Source organism: Candidatus Macondimonas diazotrophica (genome assembly GCF_004684205.1).
Classification (GTDB): domain Bacteria; phylum Pseudomonadota; class Gammaproteobacteria; order UBA5335; family UBA5335; genus Macondimonas; species Macondimonas diazotrophica.
On sequence record NZ_SRIO01000003.1, the window covers coordinates 161,507 to 187,241 of the forward strand.

At 64.2% G+C, this 25,735-nt stretch carries 25 protein-coding genes; 8 read left to right on the forward strand and 17 right to left on the reverse strand.

The annotated features are described in order from the left end of the window. Positions 1-15: 15 nt before the first annotated feature. Positions 16-2,073 (reverse strand): methionine--tRNA ligase, encoded by a 2,058-nt coding sequence (gene metG, locus E4680_RS03480; RefSeq protein ID WP_135280989.1) that lies wholly within the window; start codon positions 2,071-2,073, stop codon positions 16-18. Positions 2,074-2,186: 113 nt separating this feature from the next. On the opposite strand from metG, the gene apbC reads away from it, so the two are divergent. Beyond that, complete coding sequence (apbC, locus tag E4680_RS03485; protein WP_135280990.1) at positions 2,187-3,281, forward strand: iron-sulfur cluster carrier protein ApbC; 1,095 nt, start codon at positions 2,187-2,189, stop codon at positions 3,279-3,281. A 44-nt stretch (positions 3,282-3,325) separates the two neighbouring features. On the opposite strand, the gene E4680_RS03490 is transcribed toward apbC, so the two are convergent. Further along, positions 3,326-3,484: a YqaE/Pmp3 family membrane protein gene (locus tag E4680_RS03490; RefSeq protein ID WP_135281069.1), complete on the reverse strand. Its 159-nt coding sequence runs from the start codon at positions 3,482-3,484 to the stop codon at positions 3,326-3,328. Between the two features lie 210 nt (positions 3,485-3,694). On the opposite strand from E4680_RS03490, the gene dcd reads away from it, so the two are divergent. Then, positions 3,695-4,261: a dCTP deaminase gene (gene dcd, locus E4680_RS03495; protein WP_135280991.1), complete on the forward strand. Its 567-nt coding sequence runs from the start codon at positions 3,695-3,697 to the stop codon at positions 4,259-4,261. Here dcd and E4680_RS03500 read toward each other — a convergent pair. Genes E4680_RS03500 through purM form a run of 3 tightly spaced genes read right to left on the reverse strand, consistent with a single transcriptional unit; the run spans position 4,242 to position 6,711 of the window. Further along, positions 4,242-5,015, reverse strand: a complete 774-nt coding sequence (locus tag E4680_RS03500; protein WP_135280992.1) for a DUF3108 domain-containing protein — start codon at positions 5,013-5,015, stop codon at positions 4,242-4,244. The two genes, dcd and E4680_RS03500, sit on opposite strands and share 20 nt — an antisense overlap. Beyond that, positions 5,012-5,668: a phosphoribosylglycinamide formyltransferase gene (gene purN / locus E4680_RS03505; protein WP_135280993.1), complete on the reverse strand. Its 657-nt coding sequence runs from the start codon at positions 5,666-5,668 to the stop codon at positions 5,012-5,014. The genes E4680_RS03500 and purN overlap by 4 nt, the downstream gene beginning before the upstream one ends. Beyond that, entirely contained in the window at positions 5,665-6,711 is a 1,047-nt protein-coding gene (purM, locus tag E4680_RS03510) for a phosphoribosylformylglycinamidine cyclo-ligase (protein WP_135280994.1), read from the reverse strand. The genes purN and purM overlap by 4 nt, the downstream gene beginning before the upstream one ends. Before the next feature lie 85 nt (positions 6,712-6,796). Between purM and E4680_RS03515 the strand changes: the two genes are divergently transcribed. Beyond that, positions 6,797-7,819 (forward strand): DUF2066 domain-containing protein, encoded by a 1,023-nt coding sequence (locus tag E4680_RS03515; protein ID WP_167792360.1) that lies wholly within the window; start codon positions 6,797-6,799, stop codon positions 7,817-7,819. After that, positions 7,816-8,607 (forward strand): DnaA regulatory inactivator Hda, encoded by a 792-nt coding sequence (hda, locus tag E4680_RS03520; protein WP_167792361.1) that lies wholly within the window; start codon positions 7,816-7,818, stop codon positions 8,605-8,607. The genes E4680_RS03515 and hda overlap by 4 nt, the downstream gene beginning before the upstream one ends. 121 nt (positions 8,608-8,728) lie before the next feature. Here the strand turns inward: hda and E4680_RS03525 are convergent, their stop codons facing one another. From E4680_RS03525 to E4680_RS03535, 3 genes are all read right to left on the reverse strand, one after another. Continuing rightward, complete coding sequence (locus tag E4680_RS03525) at positions 8,729-9,601, reverse strand: peptidylprolyl isomerase (RefSeq protein WP_135280997.1); 873 nt, start codon at positions 9,599-9,601, stop codon at positions 8,729-8,731. 65 nt (positions 9,602-9,666) lie between these two features. After that, positions 9,667-9,945, reverse strand: a complete 279-nt coding sequence (locus tag E4680_RS03530) for a BolA family protein (protein WP_135280998.1) — start codon at positions 9,943-9,945, stop codon at positions 9,667-9,669. Next, positions 9,942-10,241, reverse strand: a complete 300-nt coding sequence (locus tag E4680_RS03535; RefSeq protein WP_135281070.1) for a YciI family protein — start codon at positions 10,239-10,241, stop codon at positions 9,942-9,944. Before E4680_RS03535 ends, E4680_RS03530 begins: the two co-directional genes overlap by 4 nt. Positions 10,242-10,417: 176 nt before the next feature. Between E4680_RS03535 and E4680_RS03540 the strand changes: the two genes are divergently transcribed. Then, complete coding sequence (locus E4680_RS03540; RefSeq protein ID WP_135280999.1) at positions 10,418-11,056, forward strand: L-threonylcarbamoyladenylate synthase; 639 nt, start codon at positions 10,418-10,420, stop codon at positions 11,054-11,056. A gap of 64 nt (positions 11,057-11,120) precedes the next feature. Here the strand turns inward: E4680_RS03540 and E4680_RS03545 are convergent, their stop codons facing one another. Then, entirely contained in the window at positions 11,121-11,840 is a 720-nt protein-coding gene (locus E4680_RS03545) for a hypothetical protein (RefSeq protein WP_135281000.1), read from the reverse strand. A gap of 242 nt (positions 11,841-12,082) precedes the next feature. Next, positions 12,083-12,823: a hypothetical protein gene (locus E4680_RS03550; RefSeq protein ID WP_135281001.1), complete on the reverse strand. Its 741-nt coding sequence runs from the start codon at positions 12,821-12,823 to the stop codon at positions 12,083-12,085. Between the two features lie 694 nt (positions 12,824-13,517). Here E4680_RS03550 and E4680_RS03555 point away from each other — a divergent pair. After that, positions 13,518-15,851 (forward strand): YgiQ family radical SAM protein, encoded by a 2,334-nt coding sequence (locus E4680_RS03555; protein WP_135281071.1) that lies wholly within the window; start codon positions 13,518-13,520, stop codon positions 15,849-15,851. On the opposite strand, the gene E4680_RS03560 is transcribed toward E4680_RS03555, so the two are convergent. Beyond that, positions 15,764-16,645 carry a peroxiredoxin family protein gene (locus E4680_RS03560; RefSeq protein ID WP_135281002.1) on the reverse strand — a complete coding sequence of 294 codons (882 nt, stop codon included), beginning with the start codon at positions 16,643-16,645 and terminating at the stop codon, positions 15,764-15,766. The genes E4680_RS03555 and E4680_RS03560 overlap by 88 nt on opposite strands. A 334-nt stretch (positions 16,646-16,979) precedes the next feature. Between E4680_RS03560 and E4680_RS03565 the strand changes: the two genes are divergently transcribed. Beyond that, the gene (locus tag E4680_RS03565) at positions 16,980-17,306 is read left to right on the forward strand and encodes a BufA1 family periplasmic bufferin-type metallophore (RefSeq protein WP_135281003.1); all 327 of its coding nucleotides are present in this window, start codon (positions 16,980-16,982) and stop codon (positions 17,304-17,306) included. Positions 17,307-17,594: 288 nt separating this feature from the next. Here the strand turns inward: E4680_RS03565 and lpdA are convergent, their stop codons facing one another. From lpdA to E4680_RS03590, 5 genes are all read right to left on the reverse strand, one after another. Continuing rightward, positions 17,595-19,376 carry a dihydrolipoyl dehydrogenase gene (gene lpdA / locus E4680_RS03570; RefSeq protein ID WP_135281004.1) on the reverse strand — a complete coding sequence of 594 codons (1,782 nt, stop codon included), beginning with the start codon at positions 19,374-19,376 and terminating at the stop codon, positions 17,595-17,597. Between the two features lie 27 nt (positions 19,377-19,403). Beyond that, on the reverse strand, positions 19,404-22,091 hold the full coding sequence (gene aceE, locus E4680_RS03575; protein WP_135281005.1) for a pyruvate dehydrogenase (acetyl-transferring), homodimeric type: 2,688 nt from the start codon (positions 22,089-22,091) through the stop codon (positions 19,404-19,406). Positions 22,092-22,385: 294 nt separating this feature from the next. After that, on the reverse strand, positions 22,386-23,108 hold the full coding sequence (locus E4680_RS03580) for an LrgB family protein (RefSeq protein WP_240696104.1): 723 nt from the start codon (positions 23,106-23,108) through the stop codon (positions 22,386-22,388). Further along, positions 23,105-23,455, reverse strand: coding sequence for a CidA/LrgA family protein (locus tag E4680_RS03585; RefSeq protein ID WP_135281006.1), 351 nt, complete (start codon positions 23,453-23,455; stop codon positions 23,105-23,107). The genes E4680_RS03580 and E4680_RS03585 overlap by 4 nt, the downstream gene beginning before the upstream one ends. A gap of 330 nt (positions 23,456-23,785) precedes the next feature. Beyond that, positions 23,786-24,685 carry a PaaI family thioesterase gene (locus tag E4680_RS03590; protein WP_135281007.1) on the reverse strand — a complete coding sequence of 300 codons (900 nt, stop codon included), beginning with the start codon at positions 24,683-24,685 and terminating at the stop codon, positions 23,786-23,788. A gap of 98 nt (positions 24,686-24,783) precedes the next feature. Between E4680_RS03590 and E4680_RS03595 the strand changes: the two genes are divergently transcribed. Then, entirely contained in the window at positions 24,784-25,332 is a 549-nt protein-coding gene (locus E4680_RS03595) for an NUDIX hydrolase (protein ID WP_135281008.1), read from the forward strand. Between the two features lie 111 nt (positions 25,333-25,443). Here E4680_RS03595 and E4680_RS03600 read toward each other — a convergent pair whose 3' ends face one another. After that, positions 25,444-25,719 carry a hypothetical protein gene (locus tag E4680_RS03600; RefSeq protein WP_135281009.1) on the reverse strand — a complete coding sequence of 92 codons (276 nt, stop codon included), beginning with the start codon at positions 25,717-25,719 and terminating at the stop codon, positions 25,444-25,446. Positions 25,720-25,735: the final 16 nt, after the last annotated feature.

The following is a 25,735-nucleotide window of genomic DNA, read 5'->3' on the forward strand; positions in this document are numbered from 1 at the left end:
CGGTGATGACGGCGGTCATTTCACACGCATGCCCGGCTCGGCCCCTTGATCCGGGGAGAGCAGGAAAATTCCTTTGCCGTCGCCGGCAGCGAGCACCATGCCTTCGGAAAGGCCGAATTTCATCTGGCGCGAGGCGAGGTTGGCGACCATGATCGTGAGCCGGCCAACCAGTTCTTCAGGGCGATAGGCCGCCTTGATGCCGGCAAATACCTGGCGCCGCTCACCGCCGAGATCGAGCTGCAGACGCAGCAGCTTGTCGGCCCCTTCCACGTGCTCGGCCGAGGCGATGCGGGCGATGCGCAGGTCGATCCGGGAAAAGTCCTCGATGCCGATGGTCGGCGCGATTGGCGCGATGGCGGGTACTTCTTCCGGCGCAGTCGTGCGGCTTGCGGCTTCTGTCGAGTCAGCGACGAGCCGGGCCAGCGCGTCAGGTTCGATGCGCCGCGCCAGATGCTGGTAGACGCCGATGGCGTGACCGGTCGGCAGCAGGCTTGCCGCGTCATTCCAGGTGAGGGGTGGAATGTTCAGGAAATGTTCGGCGGCCTCGGCCATGGCCGGCAGCACCGGCTTCAAGTAGAGGATGAGGAGCCGAAAGGCATTGAGCGCGATGCTGGTCACGATATGGAGCTGTGCAGCATCGGCTGGGTTTTTGGCGAGTTCCCAGGGCTTTTTTTGATCGACGTAGGCGTTCACTGCATCGGCGAGCGCCATGATTCGGCGCATCGCACGCGCGTATTCGCGCTGCTCGTAGCAGGCGGCAATTTCATCGGCCGCCTGCATCAGGTCGAAGGTGAGCGAATCGACGTGATCACCGCTACGCTGCGGGTCTGCGCCGCCGATCAGGACCGCGCCCAGCTTGCCGTCGAAGCGTTTGGTGATGAACCCAGCGCAGCGGCTGGCGATGTTGGCGAGCTTGCCGACCAGATCGGCGTTGACGCGGGCCGCGAAATCCTCGAGGTTGAGGTCGATGTCTTCGACCTCGGGCCCCAGCTTGGCGGCAAAGTAATAACGCAGGTATTCGGGCGTGAGGTGGCGGGCGAAGGTCTCGGCGCGGATGAAGGTGCCGCGCGACTTGGACATCTTCTGACCGTTGACGGTGAGGAAGCCGTGGGCGAAGACGGCGGTTGGCATGCGGAAGCCCGCGCCGTGCAGCATGGCCGGCCAGAACAGCGTGTGGAAATAGGCGATGTCCTTGCCGATGAAGTGGTACAGCTCGGTGTCTGTCCCCGGCGCCCAGAAGTCCTCGAAGACGAGATCTTCGCGCTGCTCGCACAGGGCCTGGAAACTCGCCATGTAGCCGATCGGGGCGTCTAGCCAGACGTAGAAATACTTGCCCGGTGCATCGGGGATCTCGAAACCAAAATAAGGCGCATCGCGCGAGATGTCCCAGTCCGACAGTCCGGCGTCGAACCATTCCGCGAGCTTGTGGCGGACCGCGCCCTGGAGCGCGCCGTCGTCGATCCAGCGGCGCAGCATCGGCTCGAAGTCGGCCAGCCGGAAAAAGTAGTGCTCCGAATCGCGCTCCTCCGGCGTGGCCCCGGAGAGCACCGAAACGGGATTCTTGAGGTCGGTCGGGGCGTAAGTGGCGCCGCAGACCTCGCAGGAATCGCCGTACTGATCCGCCGCGCCGCAGCGTGGGCATTCGCCCTTGATGAAGCGGTCGGGCAGGAACATTTTCTGCGAGGGGTCGTAGGCTTGGCGGATGCTGCGACGCGCGATATGCCCGGCATCGCGCAGCCGGGTATAGATCAGCTCGGCGAAGTGGCGATTCTCGGGCGAGTGGGTGGTGTGGTAATGGTCGAAGCCGATGCCGAAGCGGGCGAAGTCGGCGGTGTGTTCGGCCCACACGCGCTGAATCTGGTCTTCGGGTGCGATGCCGTGCTCGCGCGCTTTCAGCATGATCGGCGTGCCATGGGCATCGTCCGCGCACACATAGAAGCACTGATGGCCGCGCATTCGCTGAAACCGCGCCCAGACGTCGGTCTGGATGTATTCGACCAGATGGCCCAGGTGGATCGGGCCATTGGCGTAGGGCAGGGCACTGGTGACGAGAATGCGGCGTGGGGTGTTCATTGGAGGTGGTGGGGGCTGCTGGAAATGCCCTCTAGTATGCCATAGCCCCCATGAGCGGCCGATGCCGACTGTTCTGGCGTAGAATCGCGATTTTGATCTCGAGGGGATGCGATATGGGCGACGATGCCGCCGTTCGAAGCCGAATCGAAAGCCTGCTCGGCGAGGTACAGGATCCCTACAGTGGCTGCGATCTTCATCGCGCGGGTATGGTGGATGCCGTCACCAAGGCCAACGATCAGTGGGTGGTCAAGCTGAAGGTGGGTTATCCGTGCGGCGAACATGCCGCCACACTGGCCGCACTAGCCCAGGATCATTTGACTCGCGCGCTGCCCGGTATGGCGATTCGGGTCGAGTCGCGCAGGGTGTTGAAAAAGCCGGCCGAGAACGCCACTCGGCAGTCCATACCGGATGTCGGCTGGATACTGGCAGTCGCCTCCGGCAAGGGCGGTGTGGGCAAATCGACCACCGCCGTGAACCTGGCCCTGGCGCTCGCGGCCGATGGCGCGCGCGTCGGCCTGCTGGACGCCGACCTGTACGGCCCCAGTCAGCCGCGCATGCTGGGCTATGTGGGCGGCGCGCCCCAAGCGGGTCCAGACGGGCGGTTGCCGCCCATCGTGCGCCATGGTCTGCGCACCATGTCGGTGGGCTATCTGGTGGACGAGGATCAGCCGGTGATCTGGCGGGGGCCGATGGTGACGCAGACGCTGACCCAGCTTCTGCGCAACACCGACTGGGGCGGAATCGATTACCTCATCATCGATCTGCCGCCGGGAACGGGCGATGTGCAGCTGTCGCTCAGCCAGCAGGTGCCCCTCAGCGGCGCGCTGATCGTGACCACCCCGCAGGATATCGCGCTGCTGGATGCTCGCAAGGCGCTGCGCATGTTCGAAAAGGTCGCGGTTCCGGTGCTGGGGGTCATCGAGAACATGAGCACGCATATTTGCTCGCGTTGCGGCCACGAGGAACCCATCTTTGGCGCAGGCGGTGGCGAGCGCATGGCAGCTCAGTACCGTGTGCCGTTCCTTGGCAGCCTGCCGCTGGACCTGCGTATTCGGGAGCAGACCGATGGCGGCCGGCCGACTGTCGTGGCCGAGCCGGGCGGCGCGCTGGCGCAGGCCTATCACGACATCGCCCGCAAGGCCACGGCCCAGCTGGTTCTGGATGCCGGTCCGAGCGATTTTCCGGAAATCCGGATCGTCGAGGACTGAGCCGTTGGCCAGCGCAGCGAGCGATCTGGCGGAGGCGTCTGGCTCTAGCGCTTGGCGATGATCCAGATGGCATGCACCAGACCCGGGACATATCCGAGCAAGGTAAGCACGATATTGAGCCAGAACGCGCCCTTGAAACCGACTTGCAGGAAGACGCCCAAGGGTGGCAGCACAATGGCGATGACGATGCGCAGCAGATCCATCGGAACTCCATCAGTGGTGCGGCGCGATCGATAACGCCGCGCCAGTTCATGGCAGTTAAGACGCATGCCGACATGCTTCAGTTCCATGGCGTTGCGGGTTTCCGGCGAATGGGTGCGCCGATGACGGTCCCGGGGCTGAGCCTTTTCCCGGGCCGCGATTCGTGCGAAATTGCCCCGTTTCCCATGGGCTACTCACAATCAGGACGTCCGATGAGCATCAAATCCGACCGCTGGATCCGCCGCATGGCCGAAGAGGCCGGCATGATCGAACCTTTCGAGCCCGGTCAGGTGAAGCAGCGGGCGGGCCACAAGGCCATTTCCTACGGGACCTCCAGCTACGGCTACGATGTGCGCTGCGCCGACGAGTTCAAGATTTTCACCAACATCAACTCGGCCATCGTCGATCCCAAGGAATTCAGTGCCAACAGCTTCGTCGACTTCACCGGCGAGGTGTGCATTATCCCGCCGAACAGCTTCGCATTGGCCCGCACGGTCGAGTACTTCCGCATCCCGCGCAATGTGCTCACCATCTGCCTCGGCAAGAGTACCTATGCCCGCTGTGGCATCATCGTCAACGTCACGCCGCTGGAACCCGAATGGGAAGGCTATGTGACGCTCGAGTTTTCCAACACCACGCCCTTGCCGGCGAAGATCTACGCCAATGAGGGCGTGGCCCAGATGCTGTTCTTCGAATCGGATGAGGTCTGCGAGACGTCCTATAAGGATCGTGGCGGGAAATATCAGGGTCAGGTCGGCGTCACCTTGCCGCGGGCGTGACGCTTGCCGGCCCCATTTTCAAGGCTTCCAATTCCAGCTTCAGATGCAGACTGCCGCGGTCCTGTTCCACCCGCACTGGCAGATAGTGGGCCTTTGGCGCAAGCCAGAAGGTCATCGGCTTCTTGCTGTCGACTTGGGTCATGCGCCGCGTTTCGAATCGGCCGGCGGGCGTCTCCAGCGTTTCGACCGCCGCCGTGCTTTCAAAGCGGATCGGCTTGATCTTGTTCTTTTCCAGCATGCGGATGCGTATCGGGCTGATGTCACGGAGGGCGGCTGCCCGGACCAGAACCTGCAGGCTGAGACGGTCGTAAGTATGCGCCTGCAGGCTTAGATCGAAAGCGCTTTGGTCGACGGCACCCGTGACCCGCTGGGCGGGCCAATTGAAATTTGCGGTCTCGGTTTTGATCTCGCCGGGCGCCTCATGGCGCATCTGGTAGTGCAGGGGCAGCAGACGATCGCCCTGGATGCGGAAACGGCTGGTTTCCTCGATACGATCGGCGCGCACGGTGGACAGCCACCCTTGCGTCTCGGTCAGCGAGGTCAGCTCCCATTCGTCCTGGCCGCTGACCTTGCGCAGGGAAAAAGTCGCCCGCGCCAGCGTGATGGGGCCCTGTCGCAAGCGATAGGTGGCCTGATAGGGCGTGAGCAGAGTACCGAAGGGGGCAGCGGCGGCCGCTGACGCAATCCCGGTCATGGACATCGCGCTCACCAACAGGAGCAACGCGCCGATGCGTCTGCAGACGCGGCGACTCATGATACGCAGTCCACCGCTTCACTCCACTGAATGGGTTCGTGAAGCGGCGCGCCATCGAACCATGGCCCGTCCTGCCAGCGCAATCGCCTGCCGGCGATCCAGCCAAGCGCGGTGGGGTAGAGCCGATGTTCCAGACCCTGCACCCGTTCACGCAGAGTGTCTTCGCTTTCCCCCGGCCGGATGGGCAGCCGGCCTTGGAGGACGACGGGTCCGCCGTCAAGCTCGGCCGTGACGAAATGGATGCTGCTGCCGTGCCAGTGCTCACCGGCGGCCAGTACCCGGGCGTGGGTATGCAGGCCGCGATAGGCGGGCAGCAGAGACGGGTGCACATTAAGCATTCGACCCTCGAAGCGGGCTACGAAATCGGCCGTGAGGACCCGCATGAAGCCAGCCAGCGCAATGAGGTCGGGGGCGAACCGGACGATCTCGGCTTCGAGCGCGGCCTCGAATGCCGGGCGGTCGGGGTAGCGGGTGTGATCGACGACGCATGACGGTACACCGGCCTGCGCAGCACGGGCCAGGCCTGCCGCCTGCGGCCGGTTGCTGATCACGCCGGCCACTGTATAGCCTTCGGTGCGCTGGGCATCGAGAATGGCCTGCAGGTTGGTGCCGGTTCCCGATATCAAGATGACGACACGCAAGGGCGGACTCATGAGGCGCCCAGAACCACCGTCGGCCGTTCTTCGTCGCTTGCCTCGATCCGGCCGATGAGGGCACTGTCGATCCCCTGCCGGGCGAGCAGTTCGCGCGCCGGCGCGGCGGCATCGGATGGCAGGCAGACGCACATCCCGATCCCGCAGTTGAAGGTGCGCCACATTTCGGCTTGGGGCACCTCGCCCTGCTGCTGGAGCCAGTCGAAGATGGCCGGGCGCGTCCAGCATGCCGGATCAATCAGGGCACGTGTGCCGCGGGGCAGCACGCGCGGCAGGTTTTCCACCAGTCCGCCGCCGGTGATGTGAGCCAGGGCGTGCACTGGCTGAGACTGCAGCAAGGCGAGCAGCGGTTTGACGTAGAGCCGGGTGGGCGCCAGCAGTGCCGCGCCCAGCGTTGTCCCGTCGAAGGGTGCATCGAGCGTGCTATCGGTGCGGGCGAGGATGCGCCGGATCAGCGAATAGCCATTGGAATGAGGACCCGAGGAGAATAGGCCGAGGATGACATCACCCGGCACGACCGCGCGTCCATCGAGGATGCGCGAGCGTTCCACCACGCCGACCGAGAAACCCGCGAGGTCGAAATCGGCTTCGGCGTAAAGGCCCGGCATCTCCGCGGTTTCGCCGCCGACGAGGGCGCAGCCTGCTTCGGCACAGCCTGCCGCAATGCCTTCGATAACCATGGCGGCACGATCGACATCAAGCCGGCCGGTGGCGTAGTAGTCGAGAAACAGGAGCGGTTCGGCGCCCTGGACGATGAGGTCGTTGACGCACATGGCCACCAGGTCGATACCGATGGTGTCGAGCTGGTTCATGTCCAGCGCGAGCTTGAGCTTGGTCCCTACACCGTCGGTCGTGGAGACCAGCACTGGCTCGCGGTAGCGATCGATCGGCAGTGCGAACAGGGCGCCGAAGCCGCCCAGGCCACTGAGTACTTCGGGACGGGTTGTGCGTTGTGCCGCGGGTTTGATGCGGTCCACCAGACGATTGCCAGCATCGATGTCGACGCCGGCGTCGCGATAGGTCAGAGGCGTTTTGCCGCTCATGGGGTTCCTTGGGCGATGCGAGGTGAAAAACGGTGCATGGTGTATCTTACCCCAGCCAGAGCAGGGGCTCGAAAAAGGAGAATGCATGCGAGTGACCGAAGCGGTGCGGCGCATCCTGTGGTGCGTCGGGTTATGGCTCGCCGTGCTGGCGGTGCCGCTGCACGCCGAAGCGGCTGTGCGGGATTTGTATCAGGCGCGGCTTCCCCTGGATGCCGGTGCCGCGCCGGAGCAGTCAGCCTTGTTCAGCCAGGGGCTCGACCAGGTGGTCCGGCGTCTGGTCGGGCCCGGCCGGAAGCTGACCGACGTGCGTGTCGAGGATCTCGTGATCCGCTACGGCTATGCGCGTGATGCGCTGGGGCGCCGGGTGTTCGAGGCAACCTACGACGCAGCGGCGGTTGAGGCGGCGTTGGCCCGACTGGGTGCAACGCCCTGGACGGCGCCGCGTCCAACGACCCGGCTGGTAGTGCGGGCGCAAGCCGGGCACATGACAGACCAGGCGGGCGCACATGCAACCCTGGTTGCCGAATGCCTTGCGCAGGCCGACCGGCTGGGCTTGCCGCTGAATCCCGCGCCGCCGGGTATCGATGCAGGCGAAGAAGGCGCGGCCGCTGACTCGGGAAATCTGGTGCTGGCGTTGACGCTCTCCGAGGCTGGCGAGGGGCAATGGGATGCGCGGATCCAGACTCTCCTGGGGGGGCAGGAGGCGGGCACCTCGCAGGCCGGCCCAGCTACTGCGCGCGCATTGGCCGAGGCGGCCATGACGCATCATGAAGCGATCCTGCGCGCGCGATTGGCGCCATCCGAAGCTGCAGCGACCGGGGCTTCACCGGCCCGGCGTGAGCGCCGGCTGGTGCGGATCGCGGTGCATGGGATCCTGCAGTACGGCGATTATGTCGGTGTGGCGAGCGAGCTGCGCACCTTCGGTGCACTCACCGAGTTGTTTCTCGAGGAGGCCAGCCCGACGACCTTCATCTGGTTGACCAACACCAACGTGCCGCCGGAGTCCCTGATCGAGCTGCTCGAGTCGGGGGGGCGTTTGCGACGCCAATTCGGGACCGACGCCGTCCGTGCGGACCGGCTGGAACTGGAATGGACCGCGAGCCCATGAACGGCGGAGCGGGCTCGTCGTCTCATGCGCCCAGCGGGCAGCTGCCCTTGCCGGTTCAACTCGATGACGCTGCCGTATTCGAGAATTTTTATCGGGCCGCCGCGGGCGATGACGGCAACTGCATTACCTTGGCGGCGGTTCAGGCGCTGGCCCATCCGGCGGCCACCGGCACGGTGTTTCTCTCGGGGGCTTCGGGCAGCGGCAAAACCCATTTGCTCAAGGCGCTGTGTCGGGACAGTCAGGTCCATCGGCCGGTGCGGTACCTGTGTCTGGATCAACATGCTCAATGGCGGCCCGAGCTGCTCGAGGGGTGGGCGCCGGTATGCGCCGTGGTGGCGCTCGATGGCATCGACCGCATCGCGGGAAAACGCGATTGGGAAGCGGCGATTCTCGCGCTTTACCACGAGGTTCAGGAGACAGGTGGCGTTTTTGCCGCGGCGGCCGCCAAGCCCCCGGCGGGCTACCCGTGGGCGCTCGCCGATCTGGCCTCTCGACTGGGTTGGGGCGGGGTGTTTGGTCTGCAGCCGCTGGACGATGAGGGTAAGCTCAGGGCCCTGCAGATGCGGGCTGAGCGCCGCGGGTTGGCGCTCAGCGACACGGTTGGCCGCTATCTGCTTGCACGGGAGGCCCGACATCCGGCCCATCTGTTCGCGATTCTGGACAGTCTCGATCGTGAGGCGCTGGCTGCGCAGCGGCGCCTGACTATTCCACTGCTGCGCGCTTTGATGGCGCGGGCCGATGCCGCTTCGGCGCCGGGGTCCGCGTTGCAGCGTGGTGATCCGGGATGAGGGCCCCGGGGGTGCATCGAACCGTGCTCGTGCCAGCCCTGAAGAAGGGCCAGCCTGGCGACCCGGCTGACCCCATTGAAGCGGCCGAAGCGATGTGCGATCGGGCGTGCCGCAACCGCGCTCAGGTCTTGGATTCCACCGGCTTGTCGCCGGCGATGATTTTTTTATCGACCTTGACTTTGGCGTTCTTGCGCAGCTCGGCCAGGTAGTCTTCGATCTGCTTGTTATTGGCATGATTGGTGACGGTGTCGCGCGCCTCATCCAGCTTGGGGATCTCGGCCTCGCGGGTTTCGTCCAAGCGCACCACATGCCAGCCGAAATCGGTCTGGACCGGCGCTTCGGCGGTTTCCCCGGCCTTGAGCGCGATCACCGCGGCTGAGAACGGCTCGACCATCTGATCCGGCGTGAACCAGCCGAGATCGCCGCCCTCACTTTTTGAGGGATCGAGCGAATGCTCGGCGGCCAGTTCGGCAAAATCAGCGCCCTGATCGAGTTTTTCAAGGATCGCCTGGGCCGTGGCTTCGTCCTTCACCAGGATATGACGGGCGTGATATTCGGTCTTGGGCAGAGTGTTGACCCAATCCGCGTATGCGGCTTGGATCTGCTCCTCGGTCAGAGGATGATCCGTGGTGTAGTGCTGCACCGCAAGGCCGGCCATGGTGGTGTAGTACTGTGCCAAAAGGGAGGAGGCCATTTCGGGGTCCTGATCCAGCTTCTGGCGCGCAGCGTCCTGAGCCAGAAGTTCCAGATCGGTGAGCTGCTCGGCGAGCTTCTGCCGCGCCTCGCGGTTTTCGGCAGTGGCCGGGCTCAGGCCTTGGGCTGCGGCAAAGGACTCGAACACCGGCTCGCTGATCGACGTGCCGTCGACGGTGACAACGGCTTTTCCGGGGACCGCGCTCTGATAACCGGGACCGGTGGTTTTCGGCTGGTCGCAGGCGGTCAATACCAGGGTCAAGCCAAGCAGGACGGGAAGAGACGATTTGCGAGTGATCATAACGGTCCTTGAAGGATTGGAAAGAACTGAATGGTAGCCCCAGACGGATTAAAACGCCCGCCTTTTCACGCAATGGCCTCATCGGGGGCCAGGGTCTGTAGCGTCAACGCATGGATCGCGCTCCCCATCAGGGGATCCACGGCTGCATAGACCGCTCGGTGACGGGCAAGCGCCGACAAGCCATTAAAGCGCGAGGAGCGGATCAGAACGTGATAATGCCCACCGTTTCCGGCGCCGGCATGTCCTGCATGCAGGGCGCTGTCATCGCGGATGACCAATTGCGTGGGGCAAAATTCCGCCTCGAGCAGGAATCGAATGCGTTCGGGAATCGATGGGGTGCTCATGGCATGACCTGCTTGAAGGGGAAGACCGTGATGCGTTCGGTGACCCCGGCTGTGCGATAAGGATCCGCTTCGGCCCAGATCCGCGCGGCATCCAGGTCGTTGAACTGCGCCACGATGGCCGAGCCGCTGTAACCCGCCGCGCCTGGGTCGTCGGCGTCGATTTTGGGTAAGGGCCCGGCCAGTACCAGCCGGCCTTGCTGGCGAAGTTCGTCGAGTCGCGCTAGATGCGCTGGGCGAGCATCGGGCCGCCGTGCCGAGCCATTCTCGGCCTCGTGGAGCAGGATCAGATAATGCATGGTCGTCTCGCATCGGGTAAAGACGACATCATAATAAGGGATCGTCGGATCCTGGCGCCTGCTCGCCATCCAGGGAACTCCCGGCGATCGTGGACTGCCGAACCTTGCATCGGTCTGCGTGGCCAATCGCCGCGCACATCGCCATCGATTCATGGCCTGGACAAGAGAGTTTTCGAATGACGCAGTGCATCAGCATTCATCCCACGCATCCCCAGCCGCGCCTCCTCAAGCAGGCCGCCGAGCGCATTCGCGATGGTGCCGTAATGGCCTATCCGACCGACTCCTGCTATGCCCTGGGCTGTCACCTGGGCGATAAGGAGGCCATGGAGCGCATTCGGGATCTGCGTGGTTTCGGCAAGGACCATCATTTCACGCTGGTCTGCCGGGATCTGTCTGAAATTGCGCAATACGCGCAAGTGGATACGGCAGCCTACCGGCTGTTGCGTGCCGTGACCCCCGGACCTTATACCTTTCTGCTGCCGGCTACCCGGGAGGTGCCGCGTCGTTTGCAGCATCCGAAACGACGCACCATCGGTATCCGCATTCCCGACCATCCGGTGGTCCAGGGTCTGTTGGAGATGCTGCGGGAGCCATTGATGAGCTGTACCTTGCTGATGCCCGGCGAGGTTGATCCGCCTACCGATGCCGATGCGATTGCGGCCCGCTTCGGTAAGCGCCTGGACTTCATTCTGGACGGCGGCGCTTGCGGACTGGAGCCGACGACAGTTGTGGATCTGTTTGGCGATGCTCCAGCAGTGGTGCGCGCTGGAAAGGGGGCTCTGGAGCCGCTGGGGCTGGTCTCGATCCCGGATTGATCGGAGGCATAAAGAAGGCCGCCCGTAGGCGGCCAGGATCGACGTGGCACACTGAATCAAGGAATTAATAGCCGTTGCGTGCTTCCAGGGTATCGAGTCGCATGGCGGTGCGGCCCGCTTGAGCTTGGGCGATGCGGCCGAAGACCCGGCTGGTGAAGTTCAGACCATTGTCGCCGCTTGCCACCGAGGCTGCCGCAAAGGCATTGGCGATGCGGGGCCCGGTGACTTCAATCAGCGCATAGGCGATGCCATCAACAGTCGCTTGGGCACGTCCGGTGGTGCCATCGATGACCCGGCTGGCTGGACCGAACAGCGCGTTGAGCGGCGCGGTGAGGATCGCGGTCGCGGTTCCGACTGCGCCGCCTTCGAGCGTCGCAAACACATTGCCCGCGATATCCAGGGGCGCAGAAATCGGCAGAAACAGGAAATCAAGCGCCGTACTCACGCCCTGATCGGCCAGGACGAGTGGCCGAAACAGCGGCGCTGCCAGAATGTTCGCGACACCGGCGCCGAATACGCCTGCATTGTTCAGCGCGCCGTTGGTGAAACCGTTAATGGCGGCCAGTGGCAGGGTGATCGGCAGCAGCAGCGGATTGCTGCTGATCAGCGCGGCGGTGGTCGCCGTCGTGGTGGCATTGGTGCTGGCGTCGATGTTGACGGTCAGCTGCCCGCTCACGGCCGACAATTCAGAATCCGCGATGCGGATCAGGCCGGCCTCGGCGGTGAGCGGCAGTGCGATGGTGAGGGCGAGCGCCCCCAAGGTGTTCAGACCAGAGGTTTTCATCGGGATCTCCTGAGATTCAAGTCATGGCCAGTGGGAGACGCAATCGGCGCTCCTGGCCTTGGGTTCTTCCCTTGTGGATTGCGTCTGCGAGTGCATCGGCAGGGGCCAGGGAGACTTGAGTCACGCTTTCCAGAATGACTGGACAATCGAGCCCGGATCGAAGGTGGGACGATTCAAAGAAAAGGCCGCCCGAAGGCGGCCTTTTCAAACGATCCATCAGCGCCCCACGGGGCGCGGCAGGATCAATAGCCGTACTTGCCGGAAATGGCGTCCAGACGCTGGGTGGTCAAGCCAGCCTGAGCCTGGGCAATGCGGCCAAACACGCGGCTGGTGAAGGCCAGGCCGCTGTCTCCCGCCGCAGCGGAAGCGCCCGCGAAGGCGTTGGTGATCAGAGCGCCCTTCACTTCAATGGCAGCGTAGGCAGCGCCGTCAACAGTCGCTTCGAAGCGGCCGGTCACGCCGTCCACATAGCGGTTGACCGGGCCGAATACCGCGTTCAGCGGAGCAGTCAGGATGCGCGAAGCCGTGAAGACGACGCCGTCGTTCAGAGCGTCAAAGACGTTGCCAGCCACATCCAGCGGCGCGGAGATCGGGAAGAACAGGAAGTCCAGCGCAGTGCTCTTGCCCTGAGCGGCCAGATCCAGCGCGCGGAACGGACCCATGAACGCGATGTCGGCGATGCCTTCGCCAAAATCTTCCGCATTGTCGATCAGCTGGTCATTGGTGGCACCAGCGGCGACAAAGGGCTGGAAGTTGTCGTTGAACTCGGGCCACAGGATCAAACCGTCCCCATCAATGAACGTGGGGAGATAGTCCTGGGGGACAACGGGCGAATAGGAGTTGAAGGCGATGGCGCTGAGAACGCCTTGGCCGGAGACATCGGCCATCTGGGTTTCGGTCATTTCGACCATTTCAGCCTGGGCAGCCATGGGAGCGGCCAGGGCGGCCAGCGAGGCCAAGGCAGTGAACTTCATGTTGGACATGTGGCAAAACTCCTCGGAGTAACATTAACGATACTGATCCGCGACCGGATCGACTCTTCCCTCTTCACTTCCCGAAGACGGGTGCACCCGTCTTCGGGATCGTTCTCGGTGCCCGACTTATCCGGCCTCGAGCTGGCTGCTGCCCCACGCCGCCGAAACAGAGTGTTTCAACAGCGTCTGGCGGGCAGGATATCCGGTTTCTAAATTGCCCTTCAGTCACCCACGCAGCACCGAGTCTGAGCGTCGTGGAGCCTAGACGATGCGGCTCTCCGCGTGCAAGCGTCTCAAAATGACGACATTTTGCATGTCGTCGTCGATCCGTACTCGCAGGTATCGGCTGCAAGCGGAGCAAAATCCGGGCCATGTCGTATTTCCCCGGAGGCCCGGCCGCCATTCAGGCTCCTTGGCTGAAGGCGCTCACTTTAAGGTAGGCGTGTTTCAGAAGGATGACGACGTGTTGACCGTAGATTGGGATATCCAGACTGGGGACGGGCCTGACTGCGCCAATCTTGTGCGAACCCTGGCGCATACGATCGATTCTGGTGCGCAGACTCTGGTTTCGTCGGGCCTGGTCGGATCCAATCGCGATACGGCTGCGCTGCGGACTTCGCCGGATGAGCTGATAAACTAGGGGCCGGAAGGTTGCCACATGAACCCTTCCCGCCGATTCCTGTCGTCCGAGAGCCTGCGCCCCATGTCTTCCGCGAACCCTGTTTCCCCGCGTCTGTTCGACTGGCCGCGCCACTGGGCCGAGTGTTTCGGCGTGGCGCCGTTTCTGCCGACCAGCCGGGCGGAGATGGACGCGCTCGGCTGGGAGGCCTGTGATGTGGTCCTGGTGACCGGCGATGCCTATGTCGATCATCCGAGCTTCGGCATGGCGGTGATCGGCCGGGTGCTCGAGGCGCAGGGCTTCCGGGTGGGGATCATCGACCAGCCGGATTGGCAGAGCGCCACCCCCTTTCAGGCGCTGGGCCCGCCTCTGCTCTATTTCGGCGTGACGGCCGGCAACATGGATTCCATGATCAACCGGTACACGGCGGACCGGAAAATCCGCTCGGATGATGCCTACACCCCAGGCGGGGAGGGCGGGGCGCGGCCGGATCGGGCGAGCATCGTCTACGCCCAACGCTGCCGCGAGGCCTATCCGGCAGTGCCCATCGTGCTTGGCGGCATCGAGGCTTCCCTGCGCCGCATCGCCCACTATGACTATTGGCAGGACAAGGTGCGCCGCTCCATCCTGCTCGACGCCAAGGCCGATCTGTTGCTCTATGGCAATGCCGAGCGGGCGCTGGTGGAGCTGACCCATCGCCTCGCACGCGGCGAGGCCATCGACACCATCACCGATGTGCGCGGCACGGCTTTCGTGCGGCGCGAGCCACCGCTGGACTGGTTCGAGATCGACTCGACGCGCGTGGATGTGCCGGGCAAGACTGAAGCGCGGGTGAACCCCTATCTCGGCGCCGGGCCGGCGAGCTGCGCCGAGGCGCCGGACTCGGCGAATGCCGCAGTCTCCTCTCCGGGCGCGCTGGCGCGGATGGCCGATGGCGAGGCATCCGTGACGCTCAGCGCGCTGCGCGCTGGCGCCCGCAAGCACGGCATGCCGCCGCGTGAGCGCAGCGTGATCCGTCTTCCGGATTACGAAGCGGTGCGGGATGATCCGGTGCTCTATGCTCATGCCAACCGCGTCCTGCATCTGGAAACCAACCCCGGCAACGCGCGGGCCCTGGTCCAGCGTCACGGCAGCCGCGAGGTCTGGATCAATCCGCCGCCCGTGCCACTGTCGACTGAGGAGATGGATTATGTCTTCGACCGGCCCTATGCGCGCGCACCGCATCCGCGCCACGGTGCGGCGCGCATCCCGGCCTGGGAGATGATCCGCTTTTCGGTCAATATCATGCGGGGCTGTTTCGGCGGCTGTACCTTTTGTTCGATCACCGAGCACGAAGGCCGCATCATCCAGAATCGCTCCGAAGACAGCATCCTGCGGGAGATCGAGTCGATCCGCGACACGGTGCCGGGTTTCACCGGGGTGATCTCGGATCTGGGCGGTCCCACCGCCAACATGTACCGGCTTGCCTGCAAGAGTCGGACGATTGAGGCCGCCTGCCGCAAGCCCTCCTGTGTCTATCCGGGCATCTGCGAGAATCTGGAGACCGACCATTCGGCGCTGGTCGGGCTCTATCGCAAGGCGCGCACGCTGCCGGGGATCAAGAAGCTGCTGATCGGTTCGGGGCTGCGTTACGATTTGGCGGTGCGTTCGCCGGAGTATGTGAAGGAACTGGTAACGCACCACGTCGGCGGCTATCTCAAGATCGCCCCCGAACACACCGAAGACGGCCCGCTGTCCAAGATGATGAAGCCCGGCATCGGCAGCTACGAGCGCTTCCGGCAGATGTTCGAGAAATATTCGAAGGAAGCCGGCAAGGAGCAGTACCTGATTCCCTATTTCATCGCCGCGCATCCGGGGACCACCGACACGGACATGATGAATCTGGCGTTGTGGTTAAAGAAAAACGGCTTTCGCGCCGACCAGGTGCAAACCTTCTATCCCAGCCCGATGGCGACCGCTACGGCGATGTACCACTCCGGGCGCAACCCTCTGCGCCGCGTGGGTCGGGATAGTGAGCCGGTGGACATCGTCAAGGGTGAGCGGCGCCGCCGGCTGCACAAGGCGTTTCTGCGCTACCACGATCCGGCCAATTGGCCGCGCTTGCGCGAGGCGCTCAAAGCCATGGGGCGGGCGGATCTGATCGGCAACGGCAAGCGCCATCTCATTCCCACCTGGCAGCCGGCGACCGATGGGGGATACCACAGTCCCCGGCGCAAGAACGCGACGCCGGTGAAAGGTCGCGTACTCACCCAGCACACAGGCTTGCCGCCGCGTGAGGGAGCACTCCCGCCCAGCGCGGCGCGCAAGCGGCCCACCACCGGATCAGCGGCCTACGGGGACGGCGGACGCGACCCGGGCCGTTCCAGGAAGCCGTCAAGCACGCGCAGGAAGGTTTCCGGCTCGGGACGAACCCGGTAGTTGTCGGTTTCATCGGCAAAGCGGACGCAGCCTTCGGCATCGACAATGATCACGGTCGGCAGGACGGCGTCGGTGTCGTAGCCGAGTGCAGCCATGCCGACCGGCAAGGCGTCCCGGTGCAGGATACCGAGCGCCCGGGCGGCGTTCAGCGCCGGATCGTGCAGGTAGCGGAACGGGACGTCGAAGCGTGCCGCCAAGCTGCGGTTGTGGGCGATGGACTGCGGGCTGATCAAGAGAATCTGGGCGCCGCGTTCGGCAATCTGCCGATATTGCGCGGCGATCTCCTTGACCTGGGCCATGCACAGCGGACACCAGTTGCCGCGAAAGAAGAGCAGGATGGCCGGCTTTCCGCGCAGATCGCGTGAACGCAGTCGCTGCCCGCTGTTTTCGATCAACTCGAAATCGGGCAGGACAGTGCCCGGGCGAAGTCGCTCGCTGGGCTGGCGTCCGAAGCGTGAATACCAGTAGACATAGACCCATCCACCCAGTCCGTAAACACCGCCGGCGTAGATCAGGGCCAGCAGACTGCCGCCGGTCATGACGCCGAGCAAAGCCAGAAACGTTCCAAGACCGGCGCCCCAAGTCAGGGTCGGCAGCTTCGGTCGCGTGCGCGCCTTACCCATCAGGATGAAGCCGGCGAAGGTCCCCACACTGGCCAGCCCGGCCAGGGCTGCTCCGGTCCAGGCGAGATCCGGGCCCTGGCGCCACAGGACGCTGAGAATATGGCCCAGAACGCCCACCATCACGACGATGTAGGGCGTGATGAACCAACGTTTGAGTTGTGCTTGCGTCATGGTTGCGCTCCTTGCTTGCGTGTTTCCTTGCTCTGGTCAGGCGCGTCGTGTCCGGCGTGCGAGGGAACCGCGGCCGGGAACCACCCGGCGCCTGATGTGGCCGACCGTGGGCGCGTCGACGATCTGTGCGCGACGGGGCTTAAGACTCGGTCGCCGGAGGATAGCGCAGGCTTACACAAATCGCGCGCGGATGCCCGGAGCGGCTTTGAAAAAGCGGAACGCATCGGCTGGTCGGAAGTCCAAACCGATCCGGCCGCTGAGTCCCAGATTGGGCTATGCTTTGTCTTGAGTTACTCAACGCAACCGGATGTGTTCATCCATGCAAGGAGCAGATATGAGTCAGTCCACGAAGTCCGCCAAGCTTTCCGGCGCCGCCCTGGCCGCCGCCCTGGGTACGGCGCTTGCGCTCACCGCCGGGCCGGTCACGGCCGGATCGGATCACGGCGCAGCAGCGGGCAAGGAAAAATGCTACGGCGTTTCGCTCAAGGGCAAGAACGATTGCGCGGCCGGGCCGGGAACCTCCTGCGCCGGCTCGTCCAAGGTCGACTATCAGGGCGATGCCTGGAAGATGGTACCCAAAGGCACTTGCGAAGAAACGCCGTCCCCCACCTCGCCGACCGGTTTCGGTCAGCTCGAGCCTTTTGCTGAAAAGAAAGACTAGTCTGCATCGACAAGACTGCTGTAGGGAGCGCGATCTCCCTGCAGCGGTTCGCAGCGGCTGCCTCCACTGCGGATAACCCGCATCCTCTCCCCGTAAGCAGGCCGGAACATCGGCCGCGCCAACGGCGCCTTTTCCACATGATCTGTGTCGTTGCCGAACGCTCCAGGCTCAGGGAAGTCATGCAACGGCCTGTCGGCTACCCGTCAAACCGGCCGAAACCCGCGTTTGCGGCCCATGGCCAATTGCAGCGAACGGCTTTTGCGTCTCGATGCGCTCTGGCTGGCACGTTCAGCGTTTCTTCGGCGGCATCAGGTCGGTGATGGTGCCGCTGTAGGATTCGGCAGCGAACGCGATGGTTTCCGACAGGGTCGGGTGCGCATGGATGGTGAGAGCGATGTCTTCGGCATCGGCGCCCATCTCGACTGCCAGGGCCAGCTCGGCGATCAGATCACCGGCATGCGGTCCGACCACGCCGCCGCCGAGCACACGGCCGGTTCGGGAATCGAAGATGAGTTTGGTCAGGCCGTCGTCGCGTCCCATACCCAGCGCCCGGCCGCTTGCGGCCCAGGGAAAGACGCCTTTGCCGATGTCGCGATGTGCGGCTTTCGCTTCGGTTTCGGTGAGACCGCACCAGGCCAGCTCGGGGTCGCAATAGGCGACCGAGGGAATCACGCGGGCAAGGAAGGCCGACTTTTCACCCGCAGCGGCCTCTGCCGCGACCTTGCCCTGATGGGTGGCCTTGTGAGCCAGCATGGGGCCCGGCGTGCAGTCGCCGATCGCGTAGATATCCCCCCGGGATGTGGCCATGCGATCATCGACCGGAATCAAGCCCTGCGCATCGAGTGTCAAGCCCGCGGCCTCCAGATTGAGGCGGTCGCCGTTCGGTCGCCGGCCCACGGCGACCAGAAGCCGATCGTAACGTTGTTCCTCCGGCGCCTGATCGCCTTCGAAGCGAACGACCAGGCCATCCGGCTCGGCCTCCACCGCATTCACCCGGGTCTGCAGGTAGATCGCCTCCAGCCGGCGTGAGAGCGATTTTTGCAGGATGCGCACCAGATCGGCATCGGCGCCCGCAACCAGTTGCGGTGCCATTTCAACCACCGTTACCCGGCTGCCCAGTGCGCTGTAGAATGTTGCCATCTCGAGGCCGATGATGCCGCCGCCAATGATCAGGAGCCGCGGTGGGATCTCGGGCAGATCCAGCGCGCCGGTGGAATCCATGATGCGTGGGTCCTCGGGCAGAAACGGGAGGCTCACGGGGCGCGAGCCGCAGGCGATAATGGCCTGTTCGAAGTCGAGTTTGTGTTCACGCTCGCCGTTCCTGAGGGTGACCGAGTGCGGACCGGCGAAGCGCGCTTCGGCCTGGATAACCTCGACGCCCCGCTGTTTGGCCAGCTGCGCCAGCCCGCCGGTCAGCCGGCCAACGACCCCGTCCTTCCAGTTACGCAGCGCATCGGTGTCGATTTCGGGCTCTCCAAAGCGGATGCCATGATCGGCCATGGCGCGCGCATCGGTCATCACCTGCGCAGCATGGAGCAGTGCCTTGGACGGAATGCAGCCGATGTTGAGACAGACGCCACCGAGGGTAGGTTCGCGTTCGACGAGGGTGACCTTCATGCCCAGATCGGCGGCCCGAAAGGCAGCGGTGTAGCCACCGGGTCCGCCGCCGATGACCAGCACGGACGAGCCGGCGCCTTTTCGCACTGCGGCGGCATTCGGGCGCCCCGCCGGGCTGGGTTCGGGCGGCGCCGATGCCGGTTCTGAGGGCGTGTCAGCGGAAGGCGGCGTCTCGGCGCTGTCTTCGGCTTTGGGCGCTTCGGCCGGTTCGGTGTCGGTGGCCAGCACGACGATCGGGGTGCCCTGGGAAACCTTGTCGCCGACCTTGACGAGGATGTCCTGGACGGTTCCGGCGGCGGGCGCCGGGACATCCAGGGCGGCTTTTTCGCTTTCGAGGGTGATCAGCGGCTGTTCGGGGGTGACGGTATCGCCGGGTTTGACCAGCACGTCCACCACGTCGACATTCTCGAAATCCCCGATGTCGGGGACGGTCACTTCCTGGGTCTGGGCCACGGGCGTTCTCCTCGGGATGGCAGGGCGCTAGACGGTCCAGGGCGCCGGTTTCTCGGGATCGATGCCCAGTTCGGTCAGCGCCTGGGCCAGCCGGTCCATGGGCTTTTCGCCCTCCTCGGTGCCGGCCTCGGTCATCAGCTCGCCATCCTCGGCAAGGGATCTGAGGGCGGTGAGGACGACATACTCGGCGGTGACCTCGAAGAACTCCCGCAGCGCTGCTCGGGTGTCGGAGCGGCCATAGCCGTCGGTACCCAGAACGCGGTAGCGCCGAGGAACGTAAGGCCGGATCTGCTCCGCATAGGCGCGCATGTGATCGGTAGTGGCAACGATCGGTCCCTGGGTATCCGACAGACAGTCCATCACATGACAGCTGCGCGCGGGTTCAACCGGATGCAGCATATTCCAGCGCTCGGCGGCCATGCCTTCGCGTGCCAGCTCGGTAAAGCTCGTCACGCTCCAGACATCGGCTGCCACACCGAAGCGCTCTTCCAGGATCTGGGCGGCGCGCTCGACTTCGCGCAGGATGGTGCCCGAACCCAGCAGCTGGACACGTGGCCCCTCGTGGTTGCTCTGGCGCAGGCGATACATCCCCTTGACGATATCGTCCGCCACCGCGTCGGGAAGTGCCGGGTGTGCATAGTTCTCGTTCATCACGGTGATGTAGTAGAAGACATCCTCATGGTGCTCGAACATGCGTCGCATGCCGTCGTGCAGGATCACCGCCAGTTCGTAGGCGTAGCATGGATCGTAGGCGATGCAATTGGGGTGGGTCAGAGCAAGGATATGGCTGTGGCCATCCTGATGCTGCAGGCCCTCGCCGGCCAGGGTGGTTCGTCCGGCCGTCCCGCCGAGCAGGAAACCCCGGGCGCGGCTGTCGCCTGCGGCCCAGATCAGGTCGCCGATGCGCTGGAAGCCGAACATCGAGTAGAAAATGAAAAACGGGATCATGCTCATCGCATGATTGCTGTAGGCCGTCGCCGCCGCCAGCCAGGATGAGAAGGCGCCAGCTTCGGTAATCCCTTCCTCGAGGATCTGGCCTTTGGTGTCCTCCCGGTAGTAAGCCAGTTGATCGGCATCCTGTGGCGCATAGAGCTGTCCCACGGGGGAGTAGATGCCAATCTGGCGGAACAGGCCTTCCATGCCGAAGGTGCGGGCTTCGTCCGGGACGATGGGGACGATGTGTGGCCCGAGTGTGGGGTCGCGGCTCAAGGTGCTGAGCATGCGCACAAAGGCGGTGGTGGTGGACATCTCCCGTCCGTCGGTGCCCTTGAGCAGAACATCGAAGGTGGACAGGGGTGGGATGGCCTGGGGCTCGCTTTCTCGTCGGCGCGAGGGGAGATAACCACCCAGGGCGCGGCGCCGCTCCTGCAGATAGGTGATCTCCGGGCTGTCTGGCGGCGGCCGATAGAAAGGCGCTTCTGCGATCTCGGCATCTGAAATGGGGATGTTGAAGCGGTCGCGGAAGGCCTTGAGCGCATCTTCGCCCAGTTTCTTCTGCTGATGCGTGATGTTCTGGCCCTCGCCGGCCTCACCCATGCCATAGCCCTTGACGGTCTTCGCCAGAATGACCGTGGGTTGGCCTGTGTGTTGTACCGCTGCGGCGTAGGCGGCGTAGATCTTGTGTGGATCGTGCCCGCCGCGATTGAGCCGCCAGATGTCCTGGTCGGTCATGCGCGAGACCATGGCCTTGAGCTCGGGATACTTGCCGAAGAAGTGTTCGCGCGTGTAGGCGCCGCCCTTGGCCTTGTAGTTCTGGTATTCGCCATCCACCGCTTCGGTCATGCGCTGGCGCAGCAGGCCCTTGGTGTCAGCGGCAAGCAGGGGATCCCAATAGGACCCCCAGATGACCTTGATGACATTCCAGCCCGCGCCCCGGAAATCGCCCTCGAGTTCCTGGATGATCTTGCCATTGCCGCGCACCGGGCCATCGAGACGCTGCAGATTGCAGTTGATCACGAAGATCAGGTTGTCCAGTTTCTCGCGTCCCGCCAGGCCGATGGCACCCAAGGATTCGGGTTCGTCCATCTCACCATCGCCGCAGAAGACCCAGACCTTGCGGTTATCCGTTTCGGCCAGACCTCGATGCTGCAGGTATTTCATGAAGCGGGCCTGGTAGATGCCCATGATGGGACCCAGTCCCATCGAGACCGTGGGGAACTGCCAGAATCCCGGCATGAGGCGGGGATGCGGATAGGACGATAGGCCGGGTGCGAGCGCTTCCTGACGGAAGCGGTGCAGATGTTCCTTGTGCAGGCGGTATTCGAGATAGGCGCGCGCGTAGATGCCCGGCGTGCAGTGCCCCTGGATATAGAGCAGATCGCCGCCATGGGTTTCGCTGGGCGCGTGGAAGAAGTGGTTGAAGCCCACGTCATAGAGTGTGGCGGCCGACGCAAAGCTGGCAATGTGTCCGCCGATGCCGGGATTGAACTTGTTGGCCTTTACGACCATCGCCAGCGCATTCCAGCGCACCAGCGACCGGATCCGCCATTCCATGTCGGCGTCACCGGGGCTGCGTTGCTCTTGCGCAGCCGGGATGGTGTTGAGATAGGCGGTATTGGGATCGAATGGGATGTGAGCGCCGGAGCGGCGGGCATGATCGATCAGTGCTTCCAGGAGAACATGGGCGCGCTCTGGCCCTTCTCGCTCGATGACCGCTTCCAGGGCATCCAGCCACTCCCGGGTCTCCTGGGGGTCCACGTCGGCGGGCTTGGCCATGGCGTCTCCTTCTTGTTCATGCGTCAAACCGGTTGGAACATGATTCGGCAAGGCAGGCTGCCCACGATAGTAGCGCCAGCGCCGCGACGATTGCCAGCGTGCGGCTGCTCTGTGGTGAGCGATGGCGAACCCCTGTGCGATCGTGGGACGTGCTGCCGATCCGCCGGTTCTGGTGGGACAATGCTCCGGGCTGAAGGATCCCCGGGACAGGGTCGGGAGCGTTAATCCGCTGCGCCGGCGAGGCCCGGGAAGGATCGCTTCGGTATGGCCCGGAAAGCCGGTTCTCCGGGCTCGTCAAAGCCCCAGCGCGCGCGCGATGGCTGGGAGCAACAGGGCGGTCAGCAGACCGGTCAGACCCAGGCCGAGGGACGCAAAAGCGCCAGCCAGCGGACTGATTTCGAACGCTTTGGCGGTGCCGAAGCCGTGTGCGGAAACTCCCAGCGCGAATCCTTGCACGGCGGGGCTGCGAATGCGGAGCAGCCGATAGGCAAGCGGCGCGAAGACGCAGCCGATGACGCCGGTGAGCAGGACGATCCCCGCGGTCAATGACGGGGATCCGCCGAGCGATTCGGCCACCCCCATGGCGATGGGTGTGGTGACCGATTTCGGCAGCAGGGAACGCAGGGTGACCGGCCCCAGATCGAGCCAGTAACCGGCCGTCCAGGCACTGGCGGCCGCGAAGGCGGCGCCGGTCACCAGCGCAGCCGGGAGTGCCCAGCCGATGCGGCGGATGTGATCGAGATTGCGATAGAGCGGGACAGCGAGCGAAACCGTGGCAGGGCCGAGCAAGAAATGAATGAAGGCGGCGCCCTCGAAATAGTGCGCATAATCAATATCGCCCACAACCAGCACGCCGATGATGATCGCCATGGCGGTGATTGCCGGATGCAACAGGGCGGGACGGCCGACGCGGCGGTAGAAGCCCAGCGCCATGGCATAGCTGCCGAGGGTGAGCAGCAGCGCGGTGGGGATGGCGGTGCCGGGGTTTTGCCACAGCCACATCCAGAGGTTCTTCAAGCCGAACCGCTCCGCATGAATCGCTTCAGCACCAGCGCAGTCAACACCAGGGTCGACAGCGTGCTCACCACAAGGGTGACGAGCAGCGCGATGCCCTCGGTGCGGAGAACGGCGGCATGCGTCATGAGTCCGACGCCCGCGGGCACGAAGAGCAGAGACAGATGACGCTGGGTCAGTGCGCTGACGCGTTCCAGTTCGGCGGAAACCCGTCCCCGGATGATCAGCGCGGTGAGCAGCAGGACCATGCCCATCACGGCACCCGGAACGGGCAGGCCGCTCACATGGGCCAGCACTTGTCCTGCCAGGGTGAACCCCAGCAGGGTGATCAGGGCCAGCAGGCCGTCCATCGAATCAGATCCTTTTCGGGCAAGCCGGGATACCCCTGTGAGGGCGGACGTCCGGATCGGATCGGACCCATGTCCATGGGGACCGCCGACCTTCGGTGCCGAGATGTGTTCACGGTGCTGCCGCGCCCGAACCGTGGCTGATGTTCAGGCGGGCCGATATGACCGAAACCCGCATTCCGGCCGTCCATGGCCGAAGACAATTCCCGGTCGCCGCAATGTTCGAGCGGCGCGGGTGGCGTTAGGACGGCGGTCTTTCGAGCATGCGGCATCAAGCGCACGAAATGCCTGCCCGAAAAATCGCCAGAAATCCAGAGGACGCGGCTTCGGGGGCTAACGCTTGCTGGGGCGGACCAGATGCGTCATGGTGCCGAAGGCCTTGAGCCGGAGGCTCTCAGCGCCGAAGATCTGTACCAGATTGTGCGTTAATCCATCTTCACGGCGCAGGCTTGTGGCGTGCGCGACGAGCGCCTCGCCCGCTGCAGGCTCGCAAAAGGCGGTCTGGATGCTGAGCGTCACCGCCATGCCCAGATCATCGGCCAGCGAGCAACCAGCGCCGCCGCCGGTATTGTCGAGCAGGGTCAGAATCTGGCCCGGAGAGATCTGGCCGTTCCAGTCTCGGTGCTCCGGAATGTCATCCTGGCGCATCCGGCACAGGCCATCGCCCATCCACTCCGTGGTGCAGCCGGGGTGAGCGCGACCCATGGCCTGGTTGAAGAGCTTCACCATAGGGCCGAAACGGGTGAGGGCGGCCTCCGAGGGCTGTGCCAGCGCGGTGAAGGGGTCCTGCGGCTGATTCGGATGTGTGACCGCGCTGCCCGTCGGTGCATTGCGGAACAGAACCTGGGCGCGGGCGATGCATTCACCCGCTGCGTTGATCGCTTCGACATGTACGAAGCTGAATTCCCGCGTGCGCCGCGACAACGTGGCGCGCGCGCTCAGCCCTTCGCGGCCGCCACCGGCAAGGTAGGCGATCTGAAAATCCAACGTCTGCGGCAGCGCGGCGTCCTCGCTTTCCGCCTGGCCCCAGACCAGCAGCTTGGCCGCATCGTGCAGAAAACTGGCGAGCATGCCGCCATGGGTGCGCCCGGCCATGTTCATGTTGCTGGGCCGGAAGGGGAGTTCGACCTCCAAGAGTGGGGCAGCATCGTGCCACGCCAGAGGTGCGGCGCCTAGACGTTCGCCCCAAGCATCTGCGGCGTAGCGGGTCTTGAGTACAGGGATATCAAGCATTGTAAGGATTCATTCTCATTATTGCGGGTTATAGGAATTATAAAAGGTGTCACACTTCCAGGAAAGATTTCGAGCGGGCCAACCCAAGGGAGAGGCCGATGGCAGACGGATATGAGCATGAGATCAAGGGCCGGTTTCTGCGGTTTCAGACCCGAGCGTTCGATTTGCCTGATGGGAAGTCGGTGCAACTCGACTGGGTGGGACATCCTGGCGCGGCGGCTGTGGTAGCGGTGGATGACAGCGGGCGCCTGTGCCTGCTGCGTCAATATCGCCCGGTGATGGGGGCCTGGATGTGGGAGATCCCTGCTGGGAAGCGTGACGATGGTGAGGCACTGGCGGTGACTGCACGCCGGGAGCTGACCGAAGAAACCGGTCTTCATGCCGATCGGTGGGTGGATCTGGGGCCGATCTGGCCCAGTCCCGCGTTTTGTGACGAGGTCATCCACCTGTACGCCGCGTGCGACCTGTCGTCCGGCGATTCGTGTCCGGACGAGGACGAACATCTCGAAGTGCACTGGGTCACCCCGGCTGCGTTATCAGCCATGATTCGTTCTGGAGAAATTCTCGACAGCAAGACACTGGCGGCGCTGATGCGCGCCTGTCTGGCCGGTTTGCTGACTTTGCCGCCCGCGGCCCAGCGGGGTTAAATCGTGCAGTCGGACGCGGGGCTGTGCCCAAGATGTCAGGGACGGCAGGGGGGGTGTATCCGTCGACCCCACTCCTGCCGCGCCCAGGTTCGGCGGGCTAAGCCGCCCATTTCAGGCTTGATAGACACCGAGCCGGCGAGGGAGCCACCAGATGAAGCCGAAGATGAGCGTCTTGACGACCACGGTCAGTGGCGGCACGCCCATGCCCTTGAGTGCGATGAAAGCCAGGATGATTTCGCCGGCGTGGATCAGCAGGATGATTCCCCAAAGCATGCCGAGCGGGTGATCGAAACCTTGCCCCGAGCCGATCATCACGCCGAGCGCGAGCAGGTGAAAGAGAACGATCCCGATTCCCTGAATGAGCCAGAACGTACGCGATTGCAGCATGGGTCCCTTCCTTGGA